This window comes from Luteitalea pratensis (assembly GCF_001618865.1).
GTDB classification, from domain to species: Bacteria; Acidobacteriota; Vicinamibacteria; order Vicinamibacterales; family Vicinamibacteraceae; genus Luteitalea; species Luteitalea pratensis.
Genome location: NZ_CP015136.1, coordinates 310,694 through 334,964, shown reverse-complemented (window position 1 = coordinate 334,964; position 24,271 = coordinate 310,694). Strand labels below are relative to the sequence as shown.

Below are 24,271 nucleotides of genomic sequence, written 5' to 3'. Positions count from 1 at the left end.
AGACCAAGGACAGTGATCACCCTGCCCCATCCGCTCTGTACCCTGCTGAGCAGTGTCCACTCAAACCGTCCTCATCGTCGACGACGATCGCGAAGCTGCGCTTGTCATCAGCCATGCGCTGGCGGCCCCCAACCGTGAGGTGAGGGTCCTCACGAGTGCGGAGGATGTCGTGGCGCAGGCCGCGGTGTCTCCGGTGGACCTGGTGATCACCGAGGCGGTGTTCGCGTCGGGCGTATCCGGGCTCGACATCGTGCGCGCCTGCAAGGCGGCTGTGCCGGTCACGCGTGTGCTGGTGGTGAGCGGCAACGGCTCGCTGGACGACGCAGTCGACGCGCTGCGGGCGGGCGCGTTCGACTACCTTGCCAAGTCGGGCGACGTCGACACGCTCAGGGCGACGGTGGAGCGCGCACTGCGGCCGCCGACGAGCAGGCCGACGCCTGCGCACGGGCCGACGAGGGCGCCGACCATGATCGGGCGATCGCCGAGCATGTTGCAGCTGTACAAGCAGGTGTCGCAGGCCGCGCCCGGATCCGCGCCGGTGCTGATCCTCGGCGAGAGCGGCACCGGCAAGGAACTCGTCGCACGAGCCCTCCACGCGCATGGCCCGAGGGTCGATCGGCCCTTCCTCTCCCTCAATTGCGCCGGAATGACCGACCTCCACCTCGAGTCGGCGCTCTTCGGCCACGTCCGTGGCGCGTTCCCGACCGCGGTCAACGATCGCGTCGGCCTGTTCGAAGCGGCGCGGACCGGAACGCTGTTTCTCGACAACATCACCGAGATGTCCGCGGCCATGCAGGCGCAGCTCTTGCGCGTCCTGCAGGAGCGCGAAGTGCGCCCCATGGGCGGTCAAGAGGCAGTGGGCGTCGACGTCCGCGTGCTCGCCGCCGCCTGTGGCGATGCCGAGGCCGACGTCACGGCGCACGGGTTCCGCCTGGATCTGTTCTTTCGACTGGCCGTCTTCCTGATTCGCGTGCCGCCGCTGCGCGAGCGCCGTCAGGACATCCCCCTGCTCGTCGAGCACTTCTCCGGCGCCGCGAGCGCGCGCGCCGGCCGGATGGTGACCATCTCGAACGGTGCCATCGCGCGCCTGCGCCAGCTGGACTGGCCAGGCAATGTCCGGGAGCTGGAAAACGTGATCGAACGACTCGTCGCCTCCGCTCGTCACCCCGTCATCGAGGCCGCCGACATCGTCCTCGACGCCGGCGCATCCACCTCGCCCGGGACGCACCCGTTCTCGGACATGCCGACGCTCGACGAACTCGAGCGGCGATATCTCGTGTATGCCCTGCAGCGGTTCGCGGGCAACCGCACCCGGACGGCCGCGGCCCTCGGCATCGATCGCCGCACCCTGTACCGGATGTCGGCCCGCCTCGGTGTCCCGATCACGGGCGCCGAGATCCACGGCGCCAACGTCGGCTAGCCCGGCCCGAGCAGGGACACCGGACCCCGTTTTCGCCGCGAAGCCGATGTGTCAGACTCGCGACGACCCGGAGGTCCCATGTCCCTGCTCGACCAGTCGTCGCTGTCGCGTCGCCGCTTCCTTGCGGCCACCGTTGCCACTCCGTTTGTCGCGGCCGTCTCGGCCGCCAGCCGGCCCATGGTCGGCGTGGAGTTGTTCTCCGTCCGCCAGGAACTCGCCGCCGACCTGTTCGGCACCGTTCGCCGGGTCGCCAAGACCGGCTATGAAGGCGTCGAGTTCTTTTCCCCGTACTACGAGTGGGAACCCGCCTACGCCAAGCAGGTCCGACAGTTGCTGGACGAGGTCGGCCTGAAGGCACCGTCGACGCACAACAGCGCCAACGTGTTCACGCCCGAGGGCCTGAAAAAGGCGATCGACCTGAACGTCGTGCTGGGGTCGAACCTGATCGTGATGGCGAGTGCGGGCAAAGCAGCGACGATCGACGACTGGAAGCGCGTCGCGGAGCGCCTCACCGCTGCGTCCGAGACACTGCGGCCGCTCGGCATGCGCGCTGGCTTCCACAACCACCAGTCCGAGTTCAAGGCCGTCGAGGGGACGCGTCCGATTGACGTGATCGCGAAGCACACGCCGCAGGACTTCGTGCTGCAGTTCGACGTCGGCACGTGCGTCGAGGCCGGCCAGGACCCGGTCGCGTGGATCAAGGCCAATCCGGGACGGATCAAGAGCATCCACTGCAAGGACTGGGCACCGGGCGAAGGGCCCGACAAGGGCTACAAGGTGCTGACTGGCGAAGGCGTCGTGCCGTGGAAGGAGATTCGCGCAGCCGCCGAGTCGGTAGGCGGTGTCGAGACCTACCTGATCGAACAGGAGGGCAGCCGCTTCACGCCGTTCGAGACCATCGAGAAGTGCCTCGCGACGTGGAAGGGAATGGCCTCGTGAAGCTTCTGGCGGCGTGCGGGTTGATGCTCGCGATGGGCGTGGGGACAGCTGGTGCGCAGGTGAAGACCACGGCAGGCCTGGTGGAGGGCGTCACGGCCGATGAGGGCCGTGTCCGCGTCTTCAAGGGACTGCCGTACGCCGCTCCACCGGTCGGCGCGCTGCGCTGGAAGGCGCCCGCGCCACTCGCACCCTGGACCGGCGTGCGCAAGGCCGACGCGTCCGGCGCGCAGTGCATGCAACCGCAGGTGTTTGCCGACATCGTGTTCGATCGGCTGGCCAGCGAGGATTGCCTGTACCTGAACCTCTGGACGCCGGCCAGGGATGCGTCGGCCAAGCTGCCGGTGATGGTGTGGATCCACGGCGGTGGCTACCAGGCTGGCGCGTCACATGAACCGCGGCACGACGGTGTACGACTCGCTCGCAACGGCGTGGTCTTGATCACGATCAACTATCGGCTCGGCGTCTTCGGCTTCCTGGCGCACCCCGCGCTCTCGAAGGACGACGGGCGCGGGAGTTCAGGCAACTACGCGCTGCTCGACATGGTGGCGGCCCTGGCGTGGGTCCGCGACAACGTGGCAGCGTTCGGCGGCGATCCAGGCAACGTGACCATCTTCGGCGAATCGGCAGGGTCGTTTGCCGTCAACGCCTTGATGGTGGTCCCGCAGGCCCGTGGGCTGTTCCACAAGGTCATCGGCGAGAGCGGCGCACATTTCGGGCCCTCACTCTCGGCCGCCACGCGCGAGGCGAGCGAAGCCAATGGCGAGAAGTTCGGGGTGTCCATCGAGGCCACGACGGCCGAGGCGCTGCGCGCCAAACCTGCCGCGGACGTGCTCGCCGCCGCGAGCAAGTGGCAGCCGTGGTTTTCGCCAGCCATCGACGGCGTCGTCCTCACCGAACCAGTCGCGGCGACCTTTGCCGCCGGCAAGCAGGCGCAGGTGCCGCTGCTCGCGGGCTGGAATGCCGACGAGGCCCGCGGCGGCGTGCTGCTCGCGACCGAGCGGCCGACGGCCACGTCGTTCGTGAACCAGACGCGCAAGCGGTTCGGGCCCGCAGCCGATGCCCTGTTGAAGGTGTACCCGGCCGACAGCGACGCCGTGGCACTCGAATCGGCGGCGGCACTGGCGAGCGACCTCTTCATCAGCTACAGCACCTGGAAGTGGATCGAGGCGCATCGTGCCACGGGCGGTGCACCTGTCTACCGCTACCTGTTCTCGCGCAAGATTCCAGTGGCACCGGGTGAGGTCCGCAATGGACGCCCCGTCACCGCCGAGGACGTCGGCGCCCGCCATGCCGGCGAAATCGAGTACGTCTTCGGCACGCTGGACACGGTCAAGAACGTGCCCTGGACGCCGGCCGATCGCACGTTGTCGGAGGCGATCGGGAAGTACTGGACCAACTTTGCCAGGACGGGCAATCCCAATGGCATCGACCTGCAGGCCTGGCCGGTGCTCGCCGCGACGGCTCCGGGCGCCAATCAGGACATGGGGCCCCGGCTCATCGAGCTGGACACGACCATCAGGGCCGTTCCCGAGGCGAACCGGGCACGATACGAAGCGCTCGACCAGATGCTGACGGCGCCACCGCGATAGTCAACGTCTGCGGCTCGTCACACACTCATCACCGCAAGAACGCGCGGGCCGGCACGACCGGTGGAGGCTCGTGAGAGCATGCGCCAAGGAGGCCTTGTGCGCCGCACCTGCATCCGTCTCGCGTTCGTGATCCTCTGCGCGTGTGCCGGCTCGGCGGCGGCGCAGTCGCCGATCCACGAAGCCCCGCCCTCCGCACCGTCAACAGGACGCGTGGTGCCTCGAGGCGAACCAGGGCAGGCTTTGCACGTCAGCGGGCTGGTCGTCGACTCGGGTGGGAAGCCGATCGCCGGCGCATCCCTCTACGTCTACCAGACCGACCACGAGGGCTACTATGGCGTGAAACCGGCGAGTGACAACCGCAATCCCAGGCTCAAGGTCTTCCTCCGCAGCGATGCGCAGGGGGCGTGGTCGTTCGACACCATCAAGCCAGGAGCGTACCCGGGCGGCCAGGTCCCGGCGCACATCCACTTCGAAGTGTCGGCGCCAGGCCTCGCGCCGAATGTGTTCGAGATCGTCTTCGCGGGCGAGCCGTCGGTCACGTCGATGATGCAGACGAATCCGGCCTTCTCGGTGCGGCCGATCGAGAACGGACGGGTGACGGAACGGATCGTCCTGAGATAGTTCAGGCGGCGCCATCCTTCCGGACGTGCTGCCGGATCCGGGGCCAACTCAATCCGTGTAATCTCGCGCCATGCTGATAGCCCAGTCGCTCGGAGAGTACGGGGCCATGTCCGGCTTGTCGGCCGCATTCCAGTCAGCCCTCTATCGCGTCGAGGCGTTCATCAGCGGCCTGGGCATGAGGGAGTACGTCTTCATCGCCGTGGCCGCCGTCGTGCTGTACATGCTGTTCGGCAAGCGCGGCTGACACCGTACCCGCGCGGCGATCTAGGGCACCGTGACAAGCGTGCCGATGATGCGGTTCTGGGTGACGTTGGGAAACGCGTGGGTGCCGGTCGCCAGTTCACCGCCGCCCGCGAGGATCACGTTCAGCAACAAGTTGGCGTAGTCGCCGTTGCCGCGACCCGTGAACCAGCCTTCGACGTGCATCTCGGGGGCACACGGCTCGCCGAGTCCCACGTGCGAGCCGATTCGGGCGATCAGTTCCAGGGTGCCGCTGAAGAGAATGACATCCGGTTCGGGGCTCGCGTTGACGATCTGCGCGCGTCCCGCGAAGTGCGCGAAGCCGTCGGCGCGGCGAATCGTCGTTCCCTTGGCGCGAAGTCCTGTGACCGGCACCAGTTGTCCGACATCGTCGCACTCGGCCTTGGCGGTGATGCGCAAGGTCACCGACGTCGACAGTCGCTGCGTCGTGAAGGGACGACATTCGTAGCGGGCGGCGGCGATGCTCTCGGTGACGCCGTCGAACGTGCGGGCGAACCGCCGAATGCAGAGCTGTCCAGCCGGCAGTAATGGCATGGAGACCTCCAGCGCGCGGCATTGGCCGCGCCTTCTCTTCGATCAACGCCCGAACGAAGGTAATCGGACACAGTCGATTCGCGGCTGGCGGACGAACGTCACGATACGCGGCCTGCAGAGCTCTGCGGCGCGCCAGCCGCGAACGGCCGAGCGTCACGTTCAGTCACGATTCCGCTGCTCCCCGTCGCCGAGATGCACCCGGCACGACGAGAACCAGCGCCTGATCTCGCCCTCTTCGACACCCTTGCCGGCCAGGCCGATGTGCCCGTCCGGACGCAGCAGGTAATGCGCCGGCGTAGTGATCGCCACGGCTGCCAGGGCGCGGATGTTCTCGCCTTCGAACGGCACGACGTGGGTAGCCAGCAGGTCGCCCAGGCCGAGGCGTTCGGTCGACGGCGCGGGCTGGCCGATGACGAGCAGATTGAATCTCGTGTCGTCGAGTCGCTGGAACAGATCCTCGCTCCCGCTGCCGTCCGCGAACGCGAGCTGCAGCCACGGAAAGCGTTCGCCGGCCCTGGGTGCGTCCTTCGCCCCGCCAGCGAGCGTGCGCGAGAGTGGGCTCGCACGGTACTCGATGCCGATCTGCGAGAGCGTCAGGAACGCGGCTCTCCGCATGAAGGCCGGCTTCATGGCGATGGCGGCGACGTTCGGGAGAATGCGGGTGCGCAACACGCCGCCAAGCCAGCTGTCGGACACGACGAACCTGAACGCACGATCCGTGGTCGAAAGCAGTTTGTCGGCAAAGGGCAGGCGCTCGACCTCATACGTGTCGAGCAGTGGGTCAGCGGCGCGGCCTGACGTGACGAGCGCCAGCTTCCAGGCCAGGTTGTAGGCATCCTGCAGCCCGGTATTCATGCCCTGCCCGCCCATCGGGCTGTGGACGTGCGCCGCGTCGCCGAGCAGGAAACAACGCCGATCACGGAAACGCTCAGTACGCCGGTGGTGGATGCGATACGTCGAGAACCACAGGCACGACGTGAACGAGAGTCCCTGTGCGCTCTCCTGCTGCAGCGACGGGATCAGTTCCTCGAATGTCACATCGGGCTTCGACCGCAGCCCTTCCGGCAGGAGCCCGATCACTCGCCAGCGGTTCTGGCCGCGCATCGGGAAGTACAGATGAAACCCCTTGCCCCACAAGTAGACATTCAGTTCGTTGGGCACCATCGGTCCCGTCGCCTCCGTGTCCGCGACGAAGAACGAGTGTTCGTATGCGGCGCCCGGGAAGCCGATGCCGTTCATCTCACGCACGGCACTGCGGCTGCCGTCACATCCAGCCACCCAGGCCGCGTCGATGGTTCGATGACTGCCCTCAGGTTGCGTGATGGTCGCCGTCACGTGGGCGGCGTGTTGCTCGAGTGCGACCAGCTCCGTATTCCATTCGACGTCGACGCCCCAGTCCCGAAGGCGTTCTCCCATGATGCGTTCGTTCTCATCCTGGCCGAGCATCAGCACGTACGGGAACGGACTGAGGTTCTTGCCCATCTCCTCGAGCGGGATGCGAGCCTTCAGCCTTCCGCCGACCCACATGTTCGCGCCATTGCCCTGCTCGCCCAGTTCCACCGCTCGGGCGGCGATGCCGAGTTTCGCGTAGATCTCGAGCGTCCTCGCGTGCACCGCCATCGCCCTCGACTGCTGCGCGGGACCACTGTGACGGTCGATGATGATCGGACGGATGCCGCGGCGCGCCAGTTGATTGGCCAGCATGAGTCCTGTCGGGCCGGCACCGATGATGAGCACGTCGATCAGCATGCGTGACCGCCTCTCAGAATCGGGAAGTCTCCTTTCCGTCCCAACTATAGGCGCGCCAGCGCTCATGCCGCCAGTCGCGAGGCGAGAGCCTCGAGCCGATCCGATCGACCACTCGAAAGGGCTACGCGCCCCTGGCTCCGGGTGGCGTGTCCGCGCGAAGGTCACCGAACGTAGTGCCATCGCGACCGTGCTGGCCGTGTCAATCGCGGCGCAGACGTACCTCTCGATGCCCGATCACGGGCATTCGTTCGGTCGGATGCTGGCCTGGCAGATGACGACATCGGGGTTGTGAGCCACACGCGGGCGCGGGCGAACACGGCGTCGAAGTAAGCGTTGCCGGGGGAACGCCGGTCCGGATCGTCGGGGCAGGAAATGATGCCGACGCTCATGCTGCTGCCCGTCGTCGAGAATGCGTTCAGGCATGGCCTGGCCAGAAACGCGCAGAAAGGCCGCCTCGAGGTGAATGCCGCCCGGCAACCGGACGCATTGACGATTTCGATCGCCGACAACGGCGCGGGCATCCCGACGGACTTCGACGTGGACCGCCAGGCAGGCACCGGGTTGCGTAATGTGCGCGATCGGCTCCTGCACCTCTACGGACAGTCGGCGGCGCTCGAGATCCGGCGTGGCGACCAATCGGGCACTGTCGTCACCATTCACATTCCCCTGCGTCCGGAATGGCAGGCGCGGGCCACCGCATGAGCCGATTTCGCGCGCTGGTCGTGGACGACGAGCCACTCTCGCGGGGCATGGTGGCGGCCATCCTTCGCGAGGACGGAGAGATGGATGTCGTGCTCGAATGTGCCGACGCGATGGCGGCGCAGGAACTGATCCGCTCCACGCGTCCCGACATCGTGTTTCTCGACATCGAGATGCCCGAGGTCACCGGGCTGGACCTGGCGCGGGAACTCGGTGAAGACGGCCCGGTCGTGGTGTTCGTGACGGCGTTCAACCGCTACACGCCGGATGCCTTCGAAGTGAGCGCCAGCGACTACGTCCTCAAGCCCTTCTCCGACCAGCGCTTCGCCGATGCCCTTCAGCGGCCGAAGCGGCGCGTCCGGGAGCGGCGGCTCGGCGCACTCGCGCAGCAACTCGCCACGCTGTCGTCCGAGCTCCGGCTCGACGATGAGACGGAGCCGGTCCTGAAGGCACGCGCCTATGTGGAGCAGCTGTCGTTCAAGCAGAACGATCGCCAGATTGTGGTCCCGATCTCCGACGTGTACTGGATCGAAGCCGAGGACTACTACGTTCGCATCCACTCGCAACGCGGCAGGCACCTGGTGCGAACGCCACTGGCCACGCTCGAGGCACGGCTGAATCCTCGTGACTTCCTGCGAGTGCATCGCGGCGCCATCGTCAATGTCCAGAAGGTGGTCGCCGTGCGTGACGCGGGCGGCCTGATGCTCGTGCTCGCGGATGGCACCGAGGTGCCCGTCAGCCGATCGCGAAGGGCTGCCGTCGAGTCGTCGCTTCTACCCCGCGCGAACCCGCCACGGCCGTAAGCACGAGCGGACGCAGGTCTCATGTCTCAGGACTTAGGTCTTAGGTCTCAGGCAAAACCTGAGACGTGAGACTTGAGACCTGAGACGTGAGACGTGAGCGCGCGTTCACGTGACTGCGTCAATGCGCGCCCTGAGCGACGTCATCGTCGCCTGGACGTCGCCGAGCGCGTCGCGCACCGATGTCAGCGCCTGCTGCTCGGCACGAACGAAGCGGCTGTAGGGCGCAACGCCCTCGTTCAGGCGCTCTGTGCTTCGGTGCGCCTCCTGCTGGAACTGCGTCCGCAGCGCCCCCGACAGCGTCTCCCGCAGGTCGGCGACCTTCTGACGCAGATCCTCCTTCGCCTTGCGACGACGGGCCGGCACGATAAAGAGACCGACGGTCGCGATCACGCCGGCGAGCAGGATGCCGGTCACGTCGGCCGCGGCGGTGGATGCTGCGATCGTCACGAGGGTGCCGAGCCCGACGGCGCCGGCGCCCACGGCCGCAGACGCTGCCACGGCGTTGCGCGCGCCCTCGGCCAGCGTCGCGGCCTCGCGCTGCCGGTCGAAGCTCTCGACGACGCGCTGGGCCTCCCGGCCGACCGAATCGAGCAGGCGTCCGCGCTCGAGGTGGAACGTCGCCAGTTCTGGATCGCCGACGATGCGATCGCGGTACTGGAGTCGTCGATCCGCGAGATGGCCATGGACCTGCTGCCACTGCCGCAGGTCGGCGCTCACCATCCAGTCGATCAACTCGGACACCTTCCGCTCGATCTGCACCGGTGCGTCGGCGACCACGTCGCGCACGAACCCCTCCTGCACACGCGCCTTGTTCAGCAGGTCCATCACCCGGCCGATGCGCAGCATGTCGTCGAAGTAGACGTGACCGCGCTGCTCCATCTGCAACAGCACGTTGTCGATCTCGCCCATCCGGAGCTCGAACTGCCGGTCCATGTCGGTGCGGTACACCGCATGCTGCTTCTCCACGTCGTCCAGGAGCCGCAGGTCGTCCTGCAGGAGCCCGAGGCGGCCATTGGTCACCTCGAGGTAACGCGATGCGAGGGCGGTGCCGATGCCGATCGGGTTGGCCAGCTTGAGCCGCAGCCGCTCGCGCTGATCGAGACGATCGTGGATGTAGCGCTCGAGGGCTTCGAACCGGCTCGCGGCCCACAGGTCCGGCTGGCCACGCTTGGCGCGCATCGCCAGCTTGGCGCTGACCGGAAACGTGTCGGGCGCACTGCCGAGTGCCACCTGGGCGTGCTCCGCGACGAAATCGAGCACCTTCTGCAGATCCGCCGCGGTCTCCAGCAGATCCACCTTGTTGATCACGATGACGACTTTCTTGCCCCAGTCACGGATCACCGCCAGGAACTGTCGTTCACTCTCGGTGAAAGGGCGATCGGCCGACGTCACGAAGAGGACGAGGTCGGAGCGCGGCACGAAGTCCGCGGTGATGGCCTCGTGCTCGCGGATCACCGCGTTGGTGCCCGGCGTGTCGACGATCGCGATCTCGCGAAGGAACTCCACCGGCGCGGTGATGACGTGCAGGTGATCGGACCGCTCGACGCGCGTCGTGGTATCGCCGTGTTGCAGCAGGTGGACCTGCGCGGTGGTCGGCGTGACGCCTTCCTCGAGCACCGGTGCTCCGAGCAGGGCGTTGATGAAGGCGCTCTTGCCGGCGTTGAATTCGCCGACGATGACGACCAGGAACAGCTCGTCGAGTTGATGGATGGACTGCCTCAGCGCGTCGAGGTTGTCCGGGGCCGCGTCGAGCCGCACCAGTACGTCACGCAGCGCCTCGAGCGCGCGCCGCTCGTCGTTCACCAGTTGCTGGTCTTCGGGCCGCAGGAGCGCACTCACCATGCAGGCAGCATCGCACGGCCGGTAAGCGTGCGTCGATCAATGGCCACGTTGGCGGTCTCGACGGTAGGGCCGGCTCTCCTTGGGCGCCGGAGCGCGGAGCGCGAAGGTGGCCGAGCCCGGCCTGCCGTCCGCAATGGCCATCGTCGGTTACCGCGCCGCAAGTGATGCAACCGACACACCCGGCACCGTGTGCCGCCCCGCTGCGTCGTGCTTGTGCGTGGCGTAGTGCTGGCGCAGCAGATCCTTACCGTAGTCGTTGCCATTCGGCGTACGGATCACGACGTGCACGTGCTCGCGGAACGGCACGCCCGCCGGGTACTGGCGCCTGAGCCCCGCAGGGGTCTGGTGGTCGAACTCGATCAGCACGACCGGGCTGTGGATGCGGTAGTAGAAGACGCTGTCGGCCGAGGTGCCGCCCTTCCACGAGACGTACGTCTCCTTCATGTGGGCGCGAACCTCGTCCATCTTCACCTTCGCGTGACCCTCATCCATGTTGCCGACGTAGCGCTCGACCAGGGCGATCAACTGTTTGCTCTGCGCGGCGTTCAGCTTCGACACGGGCAGACCTTCGTACGGGACGACGACGTTGTCCATCCAGGCCTCACCAACGTTGTCGTTGCCACGCTTGTCGCCACGGACGATGGCGCGCGCCCGCTGATCGGCGTCCAGGCCATTGATGAAGGCCAGCCCGTCGGCCTGCTCTTCCTGCAGGATCGTCGTCCCGGCGTACTTCCCCTTCGTGGCAATCACTGGCTCGGAGCCGAAGAAACTGGGCGTCATCACGACCTGGTCGCCGAGCACGAAGTAGTTGATGACCAGGTGATGGCCGTCGACCTGCCAGCCCCACGGCTCGGTGGCCGACGGAGTCCCCATCACGGTGACGTGATAGAGCCACTCGCCATACGCCTCGAAGTCGTCGTCGTTCAGTTCGCCCAGGGTGTGATTGAGCTTCATGATGTCGCGGCTCAGCGTCAGCCCGCGGGCGCTCAGCGACGCGCGCAACAGGCCGAAGGCGGCCTCACGCTGGGCTGGCGCCATCTCGGCGAAGCTGACGCCGGCCCGCCGGTAGAAATGCTGGTTCATCCAGCTGCGCCACTCCGGATCATCGACGTCGAACGCGGTGCGCTTGCGCTGTTCCGGTGCGAGCGCCGCGAGGAAGGCCGCGGCCGCCTTCTGGACCGGCGCCGTGGAGACGCCGGTCGACTTCACGCCGAACAGTCCCGGCACGACTTTGCCGTCGGCAGTCACTCCCTTGAACGGGTCGGCAAGGCCTTTCGCTTCGAGATCACGCGACCGCGTCGTCCATTCGGCGATGCGTCCGTCCTTGCCCTTGGCCTGCGGTGCGGGCGCAGGCGCCTGCGCGCCGATCAGCACTCCGACCGTCCCCGCAGCCAGCACGAGCGCGACCGACGAGACCCACGCGGACTTCGATACCTGCCGGGACATGCAGCCTCTCTTTGGAAGGGTCCACTATAGTCCGGGTACCGGGTGCCGGGTGCCGGGTTCCGTGGATAGCGGATCGGGAATCGGGTGTCGAGGAATCGGGAGTCACCGAACGACCACCGCCGCGGTTCCGGCAGTCGACATTCCCGGCATCGCGGCATTCTCGGCATTCCCACGTGCCGGGTGCCGGGCACCGCAATGCCTGATGCCTCATGCCTTATACCTCAGGCTTGAGACCTGAGACTTGAGACGTCGTGCATGAGGCGCGTCGATTCGCGCAGAATGCCGTCATGAGCCAGACGGCTGCGATTGCTGGCGTGACCCTCACGCTGAAGACCCTGCTGGAGACGTCCTACAGGGCCCGCGGTGGCGAGAACAGGCACCTCGCGGACGTGCTGGTGACGACGATGCCCGTCGATCGTGCACGGGGCGTGCATCACCGGTGTCAGTTGAATCTGGCGCTCGCGACCGTCGTCGACAACACGTCGATGCGCAATGCGGTCGGGCTGGGCTCACGGGGAGGCGGTGTGGGCAGCGGGGCAACGCAGGCGCTCGACCTGCTGTACCTGCTCACCGCCTACGGACAGGAAGACGACGACGTCGGCGCGCAACATGTGCTTGGTGCCGCCTTGCGAACGCTGCACGAGCAGCCGGTCCTGCCTGCGATTGTGCTGGCCGATGTCTTTCCGCACAGCGGCGCGAGCGGCACGCTGGACCAGGTCCGCGTCACGCAGGCACCGCTCACGCGCGAGCAGATCGTCGCGTGGTGGCTGGCATTCCACACCCCCTACCGGCTGAGTGCGGCTGTGCAGGTGACTGGCGTTTCGCTTGGCTGACTACAAGGATCGAGGACGGAAGAGGGAGGACGGGAGATAGGATCTCAGGAGCACAGGAGCGCAGGAGCGCCGTGGTCGTCAGCCGGCGACGACGCCGGCCCGCGCGCCGCGCGACTGCTGCGCCTTGGCGAACACCTCGAGCAGCGGCTCGGTCTGCTCGAACGACAGGCATGCGTCCGTGATGCTTTGCCCGTACACCGCCGGCCGGCCGGCGACATAGCTCTGGCGCCCCTCGACCAGGTGGCTCTCGAGCATGGTCCCGATGATCGGCCATGAGCCTTCGGCCACCTGTGCGGCGACCGCCGCCGCCACGTCGATCTGCCGGCGATGGTCCTTCTGGCTGTTGCCGTGCGAGCAGTCGATCATCACGCGTTCGGGCAGGCCATTGGCGCGCAGGCGCTCGCACACGTCCCTGACCGACGCGGCGTCGTAGTTCGGCCCGGTGCGCGATCCGCCGCGCAGGATCACGTGGCACGTGTCGTTGCCGGTGGTCTCGAAGATCGCCGACACGCCTTGCTTGGTCACCGACGGGAACAGGTGCGGCGACCGCGCGGAGAGCACCGCGTCCACGGCGGTCTGCGTCGTGCCATCGGTGCCGTTCTTGAAGCCGACCGGCATCGACAGCCCGGAGGCGAGTTCGCGATGCACCTGGCTCTCGGTGGTGCGGGCGCCGATGGCGACCCACGAGGTCAGATCGGCGATGTGCTGCGGCAGCTGCGTGTCGAGGAATTCGCATGCCACCGGCAGCCCGAGTTCGGCCACGTCGAGCAGCAGTTGGCGGGCGAGGCGCAGGCCCTTGTTGATGTGGTAGCTCTCGTCCAGGTCGGGGTCGTTCACGAGCCCCTTCCAGCCCACCGACGTGCGCGGCTTCTCGAAATAGCAGCGCATCACGGTGATCAGCTGGTCCTTGTACCGTTCCGCCACTGGGACGAGGCGTTCCGCGTACTCGACGGCGGCGCGGGTGTCGTGGATGGAGCAGGGCCCGACGATGACGACGAACCGTGGATCGCTACCCATCACCACGTCGGCGATGGCCACGCGCGAGTTCGCCACCACGTTGTTGGCGCGCTCGGTCGCGGGCAGTTCCTCGATCAGGATCGCGGGCGGCAGCAGCGGGCGGGTCTGGGTGATGCGGAGGTCGTCGGTCCGGCGGTACATTTCACCCGCCAGAGTACTGCACGGCCTGGCAAATCGGCAGCGCCGGGCGGGTCATACAGGCGCATGCTGGCCTGACGGCCACCTTCAGCCTGCAGCCTACGGGCTACGGAGGAGTCTGGCGCTACCGGGCCGGGCTCGGAGAGCCGGCCCTACCCTCCAATCCCGGTCCTGAGTCTCCCTGAGTTCCTGAGATCCTGAGATCTTGCCGAGTTAGCGTGAGGGCGGCCACGCCGACCTGAGCGCCATCAGCCGCGTCGACCCGCTGGCAGGCCGACGTCCCCCAATCCACTCGATCCGCGTGAACGGCTGCGTCGGGTAGACACGCTCGGTCATGACGGTCTCGCCCTCGTTGGCGAAGACCTCGATCACCGATCCATCGAAGATCACGCGCACCGGTACCTGCGCGAACGGCCGGAGCGGCCCGACGTGGCGTTCCGCATAGCCGTTGGGCACGGGGCCGTTGCGCGACCGCTGCCGATCCACCGACAGCTCGCGACGATCGGCGCTGACGGCGATCAGCACCTCCTCCCCGGTCTGGTTCGACAGGCGCAGCCCGGTCTCGGCCTGGTCGGCCGCGGTGACCACGAATGTGATGTCGGCGCTCGGTGGCAGCGGCAGCGCGTCCTTGAGCATCTGGTGCCTCGCCGACTCGGGTTCCATCAATCCGCTGAGGCCACCCGTCGGTTGCTGCACCAGCCGCCAGCCCTCGGCAGTGCGGCGGAGCGAGAGCTTGCGCGGCAGCGACTGGGCGCCGCGCCAGGTCTCCGTCGGCTCCTCGTTCGCGTACTGCCAATTGCTGATCCATCCCATCCAGATCGGACCGCGGCCGGCCGGCAGGTCCGAGAACGAGATCGTCGCGTAGAAATCCTTGCCGTGGTCGACCCACCGCACCCTGTCGACGCCATCGTCACTGACGAACCGGGTACCGTCGAACGTGCCGACGAAGTACTGGCCTCCGGATCCGCCTTGCGGGCCACCCGGATTGAGGTCCACGTCGAGGATCCAGCGCGTGCGCGCCGGCTCGTTCTCGACCGGCACCTCGATCAGGTCGGGACATTCCCACACCCCGCCAGTGGCCCCGGCCGGCCCGAAGTCGCTGAGCGGCGCCCATGCGGTGAGGTTCGTCGAACCGAAGAAGCGCACCTTGCGCTGGTCTGCGAGGACCGTGACCATCACCCAGCGCCTGGTGGCGGCGTGCCAGAAGACCTTCGGGTCGCGGAAGTCCTTCAGCCCGAGGTCGAGCACGGGATTGCCGGCAAACTTCATCCAGGTGCGCCCGCGGTCCTGGCTGACCGCGAGGTTCTGGGTCTGCTTGCCCAGTCCGTGGCCGGTGTAGATGGCGACGAGACAGGATCGATCGTTGCCCTGCACACGGCACAACCCGCTGGTGTTGGCGTGATCGACCACGGCGCTGCCCGAGAAGATCATCACGCCGCCTTCCTCGGCCAGCGCGAGCGGCAGGTGCTCCCAGTGCAGCAGGTCGCGGCTCACGGCGTGGCCCCAGGACATGTGGCCCCACGTGGTGCCCTGCGGGTTGTACTGGTAGAACAGGTGGTACTCGCCCTTGTAGAAGACGAGGCCGTTCGGGTCGTTCATGAAGTTGCGCAGCGGCGTGAAGTGGATGCGCGGGCGCAACGGTTCACGATACGGCTCGATACGGCTCGCCTGGGCCGCGGCGCTTTCGCGCTCGTCGGTGGTCCAGACGGTCGCCGGCAGCAGCGCTGCGAGGATCACGAACAGGAGCGGGCGCAGCGTCGGCATCGGTGGAGGGACAGCCTAGCACCCGATCGGGTACCGGGTACCGGGTACCGGGTATCGGGTACCGGGCTCAGGGCTTACGGCTTACGGTCAAACGGTGCACGGCCGCGTCGCAGGTTTCAGGAACAGGCTCGAGACCTGAGACCGCACCCGGCAGGCCGTGAGGCAAGCGTTAAGCGTTAGGCGTTAGGCGTTAACGTGCCCGCCTGGCATCGGGCCACAGGGCAATGACGTCAGGCGTCAGCCGCCGCACCGTCCGCAGTCCGCGCAGGGTGCGGGCCAGCGTCGCATCGTCTTTCGCGCTCCATGGGAAGCCGTACTGCGCACGCAGCTCGGGTGGCAGAAGCCCCATGGTGACAACGCGGTTCATGGCGCGCCATGGGGCGATCAGCACCGAAAAACGCGGGGCGAGCACGTCTGCCGCAAGGTCGCGGGCGGTGTCGCTCACCACGATCCGGCCACTCGCCAGCATCGCGGAGATGTAGGCCTGCGCTCCCGCCCAGGTCTCCGGCACAAGGTCACCACCACCAAGCGCGCGCGCCACCGGGGCCGACTCGCGGCACCAGGCATCCCGCTCGTCGTCGCTGATGGGCCCGACGATGGCCTCGTACACGCGGGGAAGGGAATCGAGGAGTGTTGCGTGGACCCAGAGGACGAGCGACGGGTCTTCGGCGGAGTAGGGAGTGCCGGCCGGGTAGGGGCCGACCGCGTCGGCCAACGTGCCGTTGACCCGGCGATGGATCGCCAGGATGCCATCGAGCGCCGCTCGCGATTGTGCGGCATCCCCGAACGTGAGATGCCGCATGGCCTGGACGGTGTGATGCAGGCGCGCCGCCGCCGAGAACAGCGTGCCTCCACGCGCCGCCGTCATTGTCGCCGCGGCCCGCTCGGCGTTCGGCGTTCCGCCTTCGCCGAGGCTACGGCGGACAAGTCGGCGTTCAGCGTTCGTCTCGCTCCCCTGCTTCCTGCTGAAGCTGCTGTGATCGGCCACGCCCTGCGCGACCAGCGGATGGGCGAGCTGCAACAGGATCGCGCGGCTCCAGCCGGCGAGGACGACACGCTCCGCGTTGATGCGCTCGGCGATGGTCATCGCACGGCCTCAGGGCTCACAGCTCATGTCTCGTGTCTCAAGTCTCAAGTCTCAAGTCTCACGGCTCACGTCGGTGATCTTGCCTGAGTCCTGAGTCCTGAGACCTGAGTCCTGAGACCTGAGTCCTGAGTCTGTGTCCTGAGACTCGAGGCTGTCCTGAGACCTGACCCTTGAGACCGCATGATCCAGTTGGCCGAGGAGCAGCCGGTTCTTGGCGGTGATGGCGGCGGGGATCGTCTGGGTCCACACGCGGTAGCCCGCGCGCTCGAGGCGCGCCGCACGGCGGACGTCGATCGCAAGCGCCGCGTCCATCCAGCCGCCGAGCGCGCCCGGGTCGCACGTGGCCGCGTCGTGACAGCAGGGCAAGACAACGACGCGGGCGCCCGCGGTGGCGGCGTGCGTGAGAATGCGGTCGGTGAGGGCGCCGCATGCGTGGCTCGACACCACCACGTCGCTCTCGTGCAACGCCACGTCGTCGAGCGGGGCGCTGACGAGCGCCACGCGATCGCGGAGACGCGGCCAGGCGTCGGCGAGCACGTCGTGGAGGCGTGCGGCCGAGGGTGGAAGCACGGTGTCGACGGCGACGGCGCACGGCGACGTGTCGTCGAGCAGGAGCATGACGTTGGCGAGCAGACCGTGCCCGGCTGCCAGGTCCATCACGCGGCCGCCGCGGAACAGGCGACGGGCCCGCCGCGCCACTTCCCACGCCTCGAAGAACTCCTTGCGCGGCAGGACACCGGCACGACACACGGCGCGGCCGATCCGGTCGCGCAACGTGTCGCCGGCGAACCGGCCGAGGTCCTTCTCCGTGAGGCGGGACTTCGAACCAGGGGAGAACATACAGCCCACCACAGCCTACGGCCTGCGGCCTACAGCCTACGGGGCCAGTGCCTACAGCCCACGAGTTGGCAGCCTGCAGGCTGTAGGCCGTAGCCCCCTTCTACCTGATTTCCGCCAGCAGCTTCGACAGCGCCTTCATGTGATCGGCATCCGGTCCGGTCAGCGTGGCCGCGCGTTCGCCGAGCCGGCCCGAAATCAGCGTGAGCTGCGCGGCGTCGCCGGTCTTCACGGCGCCCTTGAGCATCTCGACGCGATCGGCCTGCACTGCGCCCGAACGCACCAACTGGTCCACGTATGCCATCGCCACGACGCGGGAGGCGGCGAACGTCACCTTGTCCTGATGCTGCACGTTGAAGGATTTTGCCTGCACCGTCGAGGCCGCATCGATCTCGTTCTGCGTGAGTTGGTCGCCGGCCGTCAGCCCGAAGACGTCGACGCCGCGCGACATCTCGGAGCCGTAGATGCGGCCGTTGTACCAGTACGAGGACCAGTATCCGCCCGTGATCAGTTTCTCCGCGTCGAGTGGCCCGCGGTCGAAGAAGGCGATCTCCTTCGGGTGTGACGAATCGGTGAAATCCATCACCGACACGCCGCCCTGGTACCAGGCCTGCACCATCAGGTCGCGGCCAGGCACTGGCACGAGCGAGCCGTTGTGGGCAACGCAGTTCTCGGTCGCCGTCTGCGGCGCCGGCAGCTTGTGGTAGCTCTTGAACACCAGCTTGCGATCGACGATGTCGAAGATCGCATTGGCGCCCCAGTTGGCCTGATCGGTGGCAAGGCACCGCGGACGCATGCCGCCGCCCCACTCGTCGGTGAACACGACCTTCGTGCCGTCGTTGTTGAACGTGGCCGAGTGCCAGTAGGCGAAGTTCTTGTCCGACACGTAATCGAGCCGGTTCGGATTGGCCGGCTCGCTGATGTCGAGCAGGATGCCATTGCCCGAGCACGCACCAGCCGCGAGCCCGACCTCCGGGTACACCGTGATGTCGTGGCACTGGTTGGTCGTCGCCGTCTTCTGCGTGCCCGGACCATGGTCGCCACCGGGCCAGAGCCCGGCGATGTTGCCCGACTTCTCGTCGGCGAAGATGCGCGGCCGCGCCACGATCTGCGCGTCCTGCGGGCGAGCGACGGGAACCTTGATCACGTCGATGCTGAAGAGCGCCGTCTGGGGATCCTCCTTCGGGTCCTTGCCGGAGCAACCCTCGAGTTCCTCGGCCGAGCGCGCGCCCGACGTGCCCGATCCGTACACGTACACGTTGGCGGAATCCTTCGGATCGGTGACCAGGGTGTGCGTGTGCGAGCCACGGCACGTCTGCACGGCCGCGACCTGCTTCGGCGTCTTCACGTCGGAGATGTCGAAGATACGCACGCCACGGAAGCGGGCCTTGCTGACGGGATCCTCGACGCCGCCGACGCCGCAATCGAGGCGTCCGCGCGTCTGCTCGACCGACATGAACAGCAGGTTGCCGTGGACCGACACGTCACCCTGCCCACCCGGGCACACGACCGACGTCAGCAGCGCCGGTTTCTCCGGGGTGCTGATGTCGTAGATGTTGAAGCCGCTGAAGTTGCCGACGAAGAGGTAATTGCCGCTGAACGCGAGGTCCGAGTTGGCGAAATTCAGCCCGCCCCAGGCCGGGCGCGCCGGCTTGGACGCCTCGGCGGCCGACTTGCTCGCGGCGGGCGCCTTGACGGTGCTGGCTGCACCCTCCTTCTTGTCCGTTTCCTCGGACATCGGCGGGTTCGGCTCGCCGGCCGGGAACTTCGGGTCGAAGAAGCCCTCAGGCTTGGGCACGTTGGCCAGCAGCTCCATCCCGCTTGCGGCGACTCCCGCGTCACGCACGCCGGCCTTGAGACCCACGCGAGGATCTGGTGTGGAGGAGGTGGCCGTCTGCGCGCCGGCTGGCACGGCGAAGACCGCAACGAAGGCCGAAGCGGCCAGTGCACGAGCGAGACACGTCATTTACCGAACTCCTTCAGCATCGCGCCCATGCGCGCGATTTCCATCGCCTGATCAGCCTCGACATCCGAGGCAAAGTCGAACAAGTCCGGCTCCTGGCCACCGCCGGGTGTCGCAAACAGTTCCTTCACCATCGTCAGGGCGCCCTCGTGGTGCTGGATCATGCCCGCGAGGAAGAGCCGGTCGAATTCCGCTCCCCTGGCGGCCGCAAGCTGCGCCATCTGCTCGCTCGTGAGCATGCCCGGCATCTGCCAGTGCGCCATGTGGTGCGCGTGCGGGTCCGGCAGTGGCTCGCCGCGACGCGTGAGCCAGTCGCGCATCATCTGCATCTCGTCCTTCTGGGAGACCTCGATACGCAGCGCGAGCCGTCGGAGGTCCTCGTTCGCGGTCCGTGTCGCCACGAGGGCCACCATCTCGACCGCCTGGGCGTGATGGCCAATCATCCCCTGCATGAAGTGCACGTCAGCGGCACGGTGCCGCACGCCGGACGTGTCGGTCGCCTCGGCAGCGGTGATCTCGCGGCTCGGCTCGCCGGGCGCGCCCGGCTGGACGATGCGTGGGGACTGGGCGGCAGCGTGACTCGCGGCAGCCGTCGCCAGCAGCGCGAGTGCGGCAATGCAGGCGGGAGCGGAACGCACGAGTCGATGGTGACATGGATCCGGGGCCGATCACACCCTGCCGAACGACAGGGGCGGCCGCACGTCGGACAGACGACGCGCTGTGCGACGCCGTTTACGCGCCGCCCGCAACGCTTTCGAAATGCGTAATCGAGTGCGCCTCCACCGTCCTCATGTGGCGACAAACCGTCGCATCGACTTCCGCACGGTTCTTGCAGCCGCTGCATGCCGATTACCGCTCTCTCTCTCCCCAGGAGTGTCAGTTTGTCCGAGACCGTCCCGCCCCTCGTCGATCCCTCCCGTCGTTCCTTCTGCACCCAGGGGTGCCTGTCGGCCGCAGCCGTCGCGCTCGCTTCGCTCTCGTCCGGGTGTGGCGGCGGCGGGAGCGACTCCACCAGTCCCGGCGGGTCGGGCAGCACCGGCAGCCCGCTCGCCAGCGCGACCGGTAACGTGTCGGGGCGAGTCGTCTCGGTGCCCATCGACGGGTCGCCGCTGACCACGGTCGGCGGGGCCGCGGTTGTCCGGACGTCGCTCGGCAACTACCTGCTCGCGCGCACAGGCCAGGACACCTTCACGGCCCTGACCGCCGTGTGCACGCACGAGGCGAATCAGGTCAGCAACTTCACCGGCAGCCAGTTCGCGTGCACGTTCCACGGGTCGCTCTACACCACGTCCGGTTCGGTTGCCCGCGGCCCGGCCACGCGCCCGTTGACGTCGTACCCCACCACGTTCGCCGGCAACACGGTGACGTTCAGCGTTTAGGGCCACAGGTCTCAGGAATCAGGTCTCAGGCCTGAGACTTGAGACCTGAGACGTGAGACCTCGCCGGGATCCGGGTACCGGGTACCGGGTGCCGGGTATCGGTGATTGAGGGTCACGGCGTGGGTTAGCGTTCGGCGTTCAGTGTTCGTCCGATGGCTCAAGTCTCAGACATGCCTGAGACCTGAGACCTGAGACCTGAGACCTGAAACCTGAGCCCGCGTCATTCCGCCGGCCGCATGTTGCGGATGGCGCTGATGCGCCACGTCCCTGCTCGCCTCGCCATCACGAACGTCGTCCACATGTGCCGGGGCGGCGTGCCGGCCGCGGCGGCGATCTCGTAGCGGCCGTCAGCCACGGCCACGTCGGGCGAGACGAAGCGGACGGTCTCGATCTCGATGGTGCGGACGCCACTGGTGCGCGCCGACGAAGCGAGCCCGCCGCTCACCACTGCATCACGGCCGCGTCTCCATTCGCCGGTGGACACCAACTGATCGGCGTCGTCCGTGAAGAGGGCTGCCAGGGCGGTGGCGTCACGCCGTTCCCGCGCGTCCACGTAACTGACCACCACGGCACGCACGGCAGCGACATCGGCGGAGCGATCCTGCGCGATGGCTGGACCAGGTGCGGCCAGGGCGAACGACACGACGACCAGGACGACGATGGCGTGGGCGATCCGGTACATGGCAGGACCTCGGGCGGCCACAGGCGACCAGCAATGGCTGGCGCGGGCGGCGGACGAGCCGGATATACCACAGCGCTGGCCGCCGCGCGTCAAGGCAGGCGCACGCGCGACCGCCGGAAGCGGGCTCCGTCGAACACATCGCCCATCAGCAGTTCGCCTCGCACCATCAGATCGAGCGGCCGGGCGACGTCGGCCGGCAGTTCGAAGACGAGCATCGTGGACCGCTTCGCACCAGCCGCGGTGACGTACTCGGCTGCCCACCCGAACGGATGCAGGCCGTCGAGTTGTTGCTGCAACGTGTCGTCGTTCTCGAGACGATGGCCGTTGGCGTCGACCAGGTAAGCGATGTGGTTGGTCCACGTGTGTGACACGCGCATGGCGCGGTTCGTTACCCCGAAGTGGACCACGAGGAATTGCCCTCGGGCGGCCCGGCTACCTATGGCATCGACACGCCGCGCTGCGAGCACGGTGTACAGGAAGTCGTCGTGACGGATGGGCTCACCGACGGCCAGGAGCGGGTCCTGGCTACAACCGGTCAGCCCCGCGACCATGAACGAGAAACCTGCGGCGCAGGCGAGCCGCCGTTGCGGGTTCATCGCGCGCCCCCGACATGGCCGGCTTCGAGATCGATGCGGCATGAGTCGGTGCGGGCGCGTCGATGATGGCCGCGCTGGTCCTGGCTGCAGTCGAAATTGGCAGGCGTGTCGACCTCGTCTGCGGCGGTGCGAGACATTGGAGCAACCTCCGCACGGCATCGGCAGGACCACGCCACGTGGCTGCCGACCGTGACGGAACGAGCATCGACGGTACGCGCGCCGATGTCTTCACGGGCGCCTCACCATGCAATGAGATTTTCGTGAGCAGGACACGACAGGACCTCAGGACAACAGGAACACAGGAACTCAGGAGGTCAGGGCTCCTAGCCGTCAAGCGTTCTGAGCCGGCATGAGGCATCAGGCATCAGACATGACGGTATGGTCGCCGCGTGGCCTGGCGGCGTGGTATAGCAGGCGCATGAGAATCGACGTCTCAGCCGAGACCGGGACCACCTTCCGCGTCGTGGTGACCGACGAGGACGGCAGCAGCACGCACCTGGTCACGGTGATGCCGAGCGACGTGGACCGGTACGCGCCGGGATCGACGCCGGAGGAACTCCTCGAAGCGGCGTTCGCCTTCCTCCTTGCGCGCGAGCCGAAGGAATCCATCCTGCCGCGCTTCGAGTTGCCGGTGATCGAACGGTACTTTCCCGAGTTTGCCACGGTGATGGGCGGTGGCGCCTAGCGTCGGGGCGCGACGAGCGCGCGTACGAGCGGCACACCTCGAGACCCTGATCGACCTGATCGCGCTCTACCCCTCCGTGTCGGAGGAGCGGCCCCTCCGGGTCGGCCCAAGGCTCAGGTCTCAGGTCTCAATCTCAGGTCTGACGTGAGAGGTGAGGCGCGAGCCTTACCTCGCGATGGGCCGCGCTCGGAGAGCGGGCCCTACCTCTCGACGCGGGATGTGGCCGCAGGCCGCAGGCTGTAGGCGTCAAGCGTTAGGCATCAGGCGTTAGGCATCAGGCATTAACTGTTGCGGCGTTCCAGCCATCGGGATCCTTGTCCGACTGGTACACGCGATCGATCGTGACCACGATCTGTGCGCCGTCCCTGTGTAACGGGAAGCGATCCATGTTCCGTGTGGCGCGGCCGGACGTGAAGGTCCCGTCGGGGGTGTAGCGTGAGGTGTGCTTCGAGCACTGGAACCGCCCGTCCTGGGCGAGCCAGCGCACCGCCGCATTCTCGTGCGGGCACACCAACGACATCGCATAGACGTGACCGGCGTAACGCACGAGGATGACCTGCGAAGCGCGGTCGACAGTGGCGCCATCGGCAGTGGGCAGCGGGTACCGCCGCTCGTTGCCAGAGACCTGCGCCTCGACCTCGAGCACGGGCAACGCCGAGAGTTCGGCCGGCAGGCGGAGTGTGGCCAGGCTGAACATGCCGCACGCGCTGCCGGCCAGGAATCCCCGGCGCGTCACGCGATCACATGGCATTGGGCACCACCGTTCCCGCCAGCGTGACCGCGAGCCACAGGATCAGGCTGGCCAGGGAGGCGAACCGCAGCAGGCGCCTGGCACCGGGAGTTCCCGCAGACGCCTGCTTTTCGGCACGCACGACCAGCACGCCGTTGAGCAGCAGTGCCACGAAGAGACCCATCTTGATCCAGAACGGAGGCGATTCGAGCATCGCATCGAGGTCCTTGAGCAGCAGGAGGACGCCGCTGACGACGACCACGACGAGACTGGTGATCACCACCAGGTGCGTGTTACGAAAGCGGCCGACTTCGTCCTGCGGCGGCACGTGCGCGTGGCGTATCGCGGACAGCATGTTCAGGTCAGCCGCGATCGCGGTGCCGCCGCCGGTGATCATGCCGCCGAAATGGGCGAACGACACGGCACTGCGGATCGCGACGGAGTTCGAGTAGAGAGACGCCCAGGTCTCGGCAAGTTCGCGGATCGGCACCATGGGTCAGTTCCCGAACAACATGATCAGGTAGCCGGTCGTGGCCATGGCAGCCGTGGTGATCGCCGCGGCGCGATGCGCGGCCTTGCCGTCCGAGTCGCCCTCGCCTGGCCCGAGCGCCGCCGTCGTGACCATGCCGATGTCGCCGCCGAACATCAACAGCGCGT

Annotated in this window: 25 protein-coding genes; 10 read left to right on the top strand and 15 right to left on the bottom strand. The window is 67.4% G+C overall.

What is annotated here, in order from left to right:
• Positions 1-52: 52 nt before the first annotated feature.
• From LuPra_RS01450 to LuPra_RS31500, 5 genes are all read left to right on the top strand, one after another.
• Positions 53-1,420, top strand: coding sequence for a sigma-54-dependent transcriptional regulator (locus LuPra_RS01450; RefSeq protein WP_110169115.1), 1,368 nt, complete (start codon positions 53-55; stop codon positions 1,418-1,420).
• Positions 1,421-1,498: 78 nt separating this feature from the next.
• Positions 1,499-2,359, top strand: a complete 861-nt coding sequence (locus LuPra_RS01445; protein WP_110169114.1) for a sugar phosphate isomerase/epimerase family protein — start codon at positions 1,499-1,501, stop codon at positions 2,357-2,359.
• Entirely contained in the window at positions 2,356-3,948 is a 1,593-nt protein-coding gene (locus LuPra_RS01440; RefSeq protein WP_157898616.1) for a carboxylesterase/lipase family protein, read from the top strand. Before LuPra_RS01445 ends, LuPra_RS01440 begins: the two co-directional genes overlap by 4 nt.
• Before the next feature lie 96 nt (positions 3,949-4,044).
• Positions 4,045-4,569, top strand: coding sequence for a dioxygenase family protein (locus LuPra_RS01435; RefSeq protein ID WP_157898615.1), 525 nt, complete (start codon positions 4,045-4,047; stop codon positions 4,567-4,569).
• A 70-nt stretch (positions 4,570-4,639) separates the two neighbouring features.
• A complete protein-coding gene (locus tag LuPra_RS31500) occupies positions 4,640-4,813 on the top strand; it encodes a hypothetical protein (protein WP_157898614.1) in 174 nt (57 codons plus the stop codon).
• A gap of 20 nt (positions 4,814-4,833) precedes the next feature.
• Here the strand turns inward: LuPra_RS31500 and LuPra_RS01430 are convergent, their stop codons facing one another.
• Together LuPra_RS01430 and LuPra_RS01425 are read right to left on the bottom strand one after the other, a co-directional pair.
• Positions 4,834-5,364 (bottom strand): hypothetical protein, encoded by a 531-nt coding sequence (locus tag LuPra_RS01430; RefSeq protein WP_110169111.1) that lies wholly within the window; start codon positions 5,362-5,364, stop codon positions 4,834-4,836.
• A 159-nt stretch (positions 5,365-5,523) separates the two neighbouring features.
• A complete protein-coding gene (locus tag LuPra_RS01425) occupies positions 5,524-7,113 on the bottom strand; it encodes an FAD-dependent oxidoreductase (protein WP_110169110.1) in 1,590 nt (529 codons plus the stop codon).
• Positions 7,114-7,500: 387 nt separating this feature from the next.
• Between LuPra_RS01425 and LuPra_RS01415 the strand changes: the two genes are divergently transcribed.
• Together LuPra_RS01415 and LuPra_RS01410 are read left to right on the top strand one after the other, a co-directional pair.
• Positions 7,501-7,815: an ATP-binding protein gene (locus LuPra_RS01415; RefSeq protein WP_157898613.1), complete on the top strand. Its 315-nt coding sequence runs from the start codon at positions 7,501-7,503 to the stop codon at positions 7,813-7,815.
• Entirely contained in the window at positions 7,812-8,615 is an 804-nt protein-coding gene (locus tag LuPra_RS01410; RefSeq protein WP_162271272.1) for a LytR/AlgR family response regulator transcription factor, read from the top strand. Before LuPra_RS01415 ends, LuPra_RS01410 begins: the two co-directional genes overlap by 4 nt.
• A 105-nt stretch (positions 8,616-8,720) precedes the next feature.
• Here the strand turns inward: LuPra_RS01410 and LuPra_RS01405 are convergent, their stop codons facing one another.
• On the bottom strand, positions 8,721-10,457 hold the full coding sequence (locus LuPra_RS01405; protein ID WP_110169106.1) for a dynamin family protein: 1,737 nt from the start codon (positions 10,455-10,457) through the stop codon (positions 8,721-8,723).
• Positions 10,458-10,604: 147 nt separating this feature from the next.
• A complete protein-coding gene (locus tag LuPra_RS01400) occupies positions 10,605-11,903 on the bottom strand; it encodes a DUF3500 domain-containing protein (protein WP_110169105.1) in 1,299 nt (432 codons plus the stop codon).
• A gap of 287 nt (positions 11,904-12,190) precedes the next feature.
• Here LuPra_RS01400 and LuPra_RS01395 point away from each other — a divergent pair, with 287 nt between their 5' ends.
• Complete coding sequence (locus tag LuPra_RS01395; protein ID WP_157898612.1) at positions 12,191-12,736, top strand: Pvc16 family protein; 546 nt, start codon at positions 12,191-12,193, stop codon at positions 12,734-12,736.
• A gap of 78 nt (positions 12,737-12,814) precedes the next feature.
• On the opposite strand, the gene LuPra_RS01390 is transcribed toward LuPra_RS01395, so the two are convergent.
• The 6 genes from LuPra_RS01390 to LuPra_RS01365 all read right to left on the bottom strand — a co-directional run bounded on the left by LuPra_RS01390 (position 12,815) and on the right by LuPra_RS01365 (position 20,180).
• Complete coding sequence (locus LuPra_RS01390; protein WP_110169103.1) at positions 12,815-13,894, bottom strand: 3-deoxy-7-phosphoheptulonate synthase; 1,080 nt, start codon at positions 13,892-13,894, stop codon at positions 12,815-12,817.
• A 210-nt stretch (positions 13,895-14,104) separates the two neighbouring features.
• The gene (locus LuPra_RS01385; protein WP_110169102.1) at positions 14,105-15,655 is read right to left on the bottom strand and encodes a glycoside hydrolase family 32 protein; all 1,551 of its coding nucleotides are present in this window, start codon (positions 15,653-15,655) and stop codon (positions 14,105-14,107) included.
• Positions 15,656-15,845: 190 nt separating this feature from the next.
• On the bottom strand, positions 15,846-16,742 hold the full coding sequence (locus LuPra_RS01380) for an oxygenase MpaB family protein (RefSeq protein ID WP_110169101.1): 897 nt from the start codon (positions 16,740-16,742) through the stop codon (positions 15,846-15,848).
• A gap of 51 nt (positions 16,743-16,793) precedes the next feature.
• Entirely contained in the window at positions 16,794-17,582 is a 789-nt protein-coding gene (locus LuPra_RS01375) for an SAM-dependent methyltransferase (RefSeq protein WP_234800670.1), read from the bottom strand.
• Positions 17,583-17,682: 100 nt separating this feature from the next.
• Positions 17,683-19,545: an LVIVD repeat-containing protein gene (locus tag LuPra_RS01370; protein ID WP_110169100.1), complete on the bottom strand. Its 1,863-nt coding sequence runs from the start codon at positions 19,543-19,545 to the stop codon at positions 17,683-17,685.
• The gene (locus tag LuPra_RS01365) at positions 19,542-20,180 is read right to left on the bottom strand and encodes a DUF305 domain-containing protein (protein ID WP_110169099.1); all 639 of its coding nucleotides are present in this window, start codon (positions 20,178-20,180) and stop codon (positions 19,542-19,544) included. Before LuPra_RS01365 ends, LuPra_RS01370 begins: the two co-directional genes overlap by 4 nt.
• Positions 20,181-20,423: 243 nt before the next feature.
• Here LuPra_RS01365 and LuPra_RS01360 point away from each other — a divergent pair, with 243 nt between their 5' ends.
• Positions 20,424-20,921 carry a QcrA and Rieske domain-containing protein gene (locus LuPra_RS01360; RefSeq protein ID WP_157898611.1) on the top strand — a complete coding sequence of 166 codons (498 nt, stop codon included), beginning with the start codon at positions 20,424-20,426 and terminating at the stop codon, positions 20,919-20,921.
• 220 nt (positions 20,922-21,141) lie between these two features.
• Here the strand turns inward: LuPra_RS01360 and LuPra_RS01355 are convergent, their stop codons facing one another.
• Together LuPra_RS01355 and LuPra_RS01350 are read right to left on the bottom strand one after the other, a co-directional pair.
• Positions 21,142-21,603, bottom strand: a complete 462-nt coding sequence (locus LuPra_RS01355) for a YybH family protein (protein ID WP_110169097.1) — start codon at positions 21,601-21,603, stop codon at positions 21,142-21,144.
• An 89-nt stretch (positions 21,604-21,692) separates the two neighbouring features.
• Positions 21,693-22,199: a DUF4352 domain-containing protein gene (locus tag LuPra_RS01350; RefSeq protein WP_110169096.1), complete on the bottom strand. Its 507-nt coding sequence runs from the start codon at positions 22,197-22,199 to the stop codon at positions 21,693-21,695.
• Between the two features lie 418 nt (positions 22,200-22,617).
• Between LuPra_RS01350 and LuPra_RS01345 the strand changes: the two genes are divergently transcribed.
• Complete coding sequence (locus tag LuPra_RS01345; protein ID WP_110174467.1) at positions 22,618-22,884, top strand: hypothetical protein; 267 nt, start codon at positions 22,618-22,620, stop codon at positions 22,882-22,884.
• Between the two features lie 274 nt (positions 22,885-23,158).
• On the opposite strand, the gene LuPra_RS01340 is transcribed toward LuPra_RS01345, so the two are convergent.
• The 3 genes from LuPra_RS01340 to LuPra_RS31490 are packed head-to-tail and all read right to left on the bottom strand — an operon-like array spanning position 23,159 to position 24,260.
• On the bottom strand, positions 23,159-23,635 hold the full coding sequence (locus LuPra_RS01340) for a QcrA and Rieske domain-containing protein (protein WP_110169095.1): 477 nt from the start codon (positions 23,633-23,635) through the stop codon (positions 23,159-23,161).
• The gene (locus LuPra_RS01335) at positions 23,625-24,107 is read right to left on the bottom strand and encodes an NrsF family protein (RefSeq protein WP_110169094.1); all 483 of its coding nucleotides are present in this window, start codon (positions 24,105-24,107) and stop codon (positions 23,625-23,627) included. The genes LuPra_RS01340 and LuPra_RS01335 overlap by 11 nt, the downstream gene beginning before the upstream one ends.
• Positions 24,108-24,110: 3 nt before the next feature.
• Positions 24,111-24,260 (bottom strand): hypothetical protein, encoded by a 150-nt coding sequence (locus tag LuPra_RS31490; RefSeq protein ID WP_157898609.1) that lies wholly within the window; start codon positions 24,258-24,260, stop codon positions 24,111-24,113.
• Between the last annotated feature and the right edge of the window lie 11 nt (positions 24,261-24,271).

Coding starts and splice junctions, on each gene's coding strand:
- LuPra_RS01445 (WP_110169114.1), top strand. CDS start 1,499: ATGTCCCTGCTCGACCAGTCGTCGCTGTCGCGTCGCCGCTTCCTTGCG.
- LuPra_RS31500 (WP_157898614.1), top strand. CDS start 4,640: ATGCTGATAGCCCAGTCGCTCGGAGAGTACGGGGCCATGTCCGGCTTG.
- LuPra_RS01430 (WP_110169111.1), bottom strand. CDS start 5,364: ATGCCATTACTGCCGGCTGGACAGCTCTGCATTCGGCGGTTCGCCCGC.
- LuPra_RS01425 (WP_110169110.1), bottom strand. CDS start 7,113: ATGCTGATCGACGTGCTCATCATCGGTGCCGGCCCGACAGGACTCATG.
- LuPra_RS01415 (WP_157898613.1), top strand. CDS start 7,501: ATGCTGCTGCCCGTCGTCGAGAATGCGTTCAGGCATGGCCTGGCCAGA.
- LuPra_RS01410 (WP_162271272.1), top strand. CDS start 7,812: ATGAGCCGATTTCGCGCGCTGGTCGTGGACGACGAGCCACTCTCGCGG.
- LuPra_RS01405 (WP_110169106.1), bottom strand. CDS start 10,457: ATGGTGAGTGCGCTCCTGCGGCCCGAAGACCAGCAACTGGTGAACGAC.
- LuPra_RS01400 (WP_110169105.1), bottom strand. CDS start 11,903: ATGTCCCGGCAGGTATCGAAGTCCGCGTGGGTCTCGTCGGTCGCGCTC.
- LuPra_RS01395 (WP_157898612.1), top strand. CDS start 12,191: ATGAGCCAGACGGCTGCGATTGCTGGCGTGACCCTCACGCTGAAGACC.
- LuPra_RS01390 (WP_110169103.1), bottom strand. CDS start 13,894: ATGTACCGCCGGACCGACGACCTCCGCATCACCCAGACCCGCCCGCTG.
- LuPra_RS01385 (WP_110169102.1), bottom strand. CDS start 15,655: ATGCCGACGCTGCGCCCGCTCCTGTTCGTGATCCTCGCAGCGCTGCTG.
- LuPra_RS01380 (WP_110169101.1), bottom strand. CDS start 16,742: ATGACCATCGCCGAGCGCATCAACGCGGAGCGTGTCGTCCTCGCCGGC.
- LuPra_RS01375 (WP_234800670.1), bottom strand. CDS start 17,582: ATGTTCTCCCCTGGTTCGAAGTCCCGCCTCACGGAGAAGGACCTCGGC.
- LuPra_RS01370 (WP_110169100.1), bottom strand. CDS start 19,545: ATGACGTGTCTCGCTCGTGCACTGGCCGCTTCGGCCTTCGTTGCGGTC.
- LuPra_RS01355 (WP_110169097.1), bottom strand. CDS start 21,603: ATGTACCGGATCGCCCACGCCATCGTCGTCCTGGTCGTCGTGTCGTTC.
- LuPra_RS01350 (WP_110169096.1), bottom strand. CDS start 22,199: ATGAACCCGCAACGGCGGCTCGCCTGCGCCGCAGGTTTCTCGTTCATG.
- LuPra_RS01345 (WP_110174467.1), top strand. CDS start 22,618: ATGAGAATCGACGTCTCAGCCGAGACCGGGACCACCTTCCGCGTCGTG.
- LuPra_RS01340 (WP_110169095.1), bottom strand. CDS start 23,635: ATGCCATGTGATCGCGTGACGCGCCGGGGATTCCTGGCCGGCAGCGCG.
- LuPra_RS01335 (WP_110169094.1), bottom strand. CDS start 24,107: ATGGTGCCGATCCGCGAACTTGCCGAGACCTGGGCGTCTCTCTACTCG.
- LuPra_RS31490 (WP_157898609.1), bottom strand. CDS start 24,260: ATGTTCGGCGGCGACATCGGCATGGTCACGACGGCGGCGCTCGGGCCA.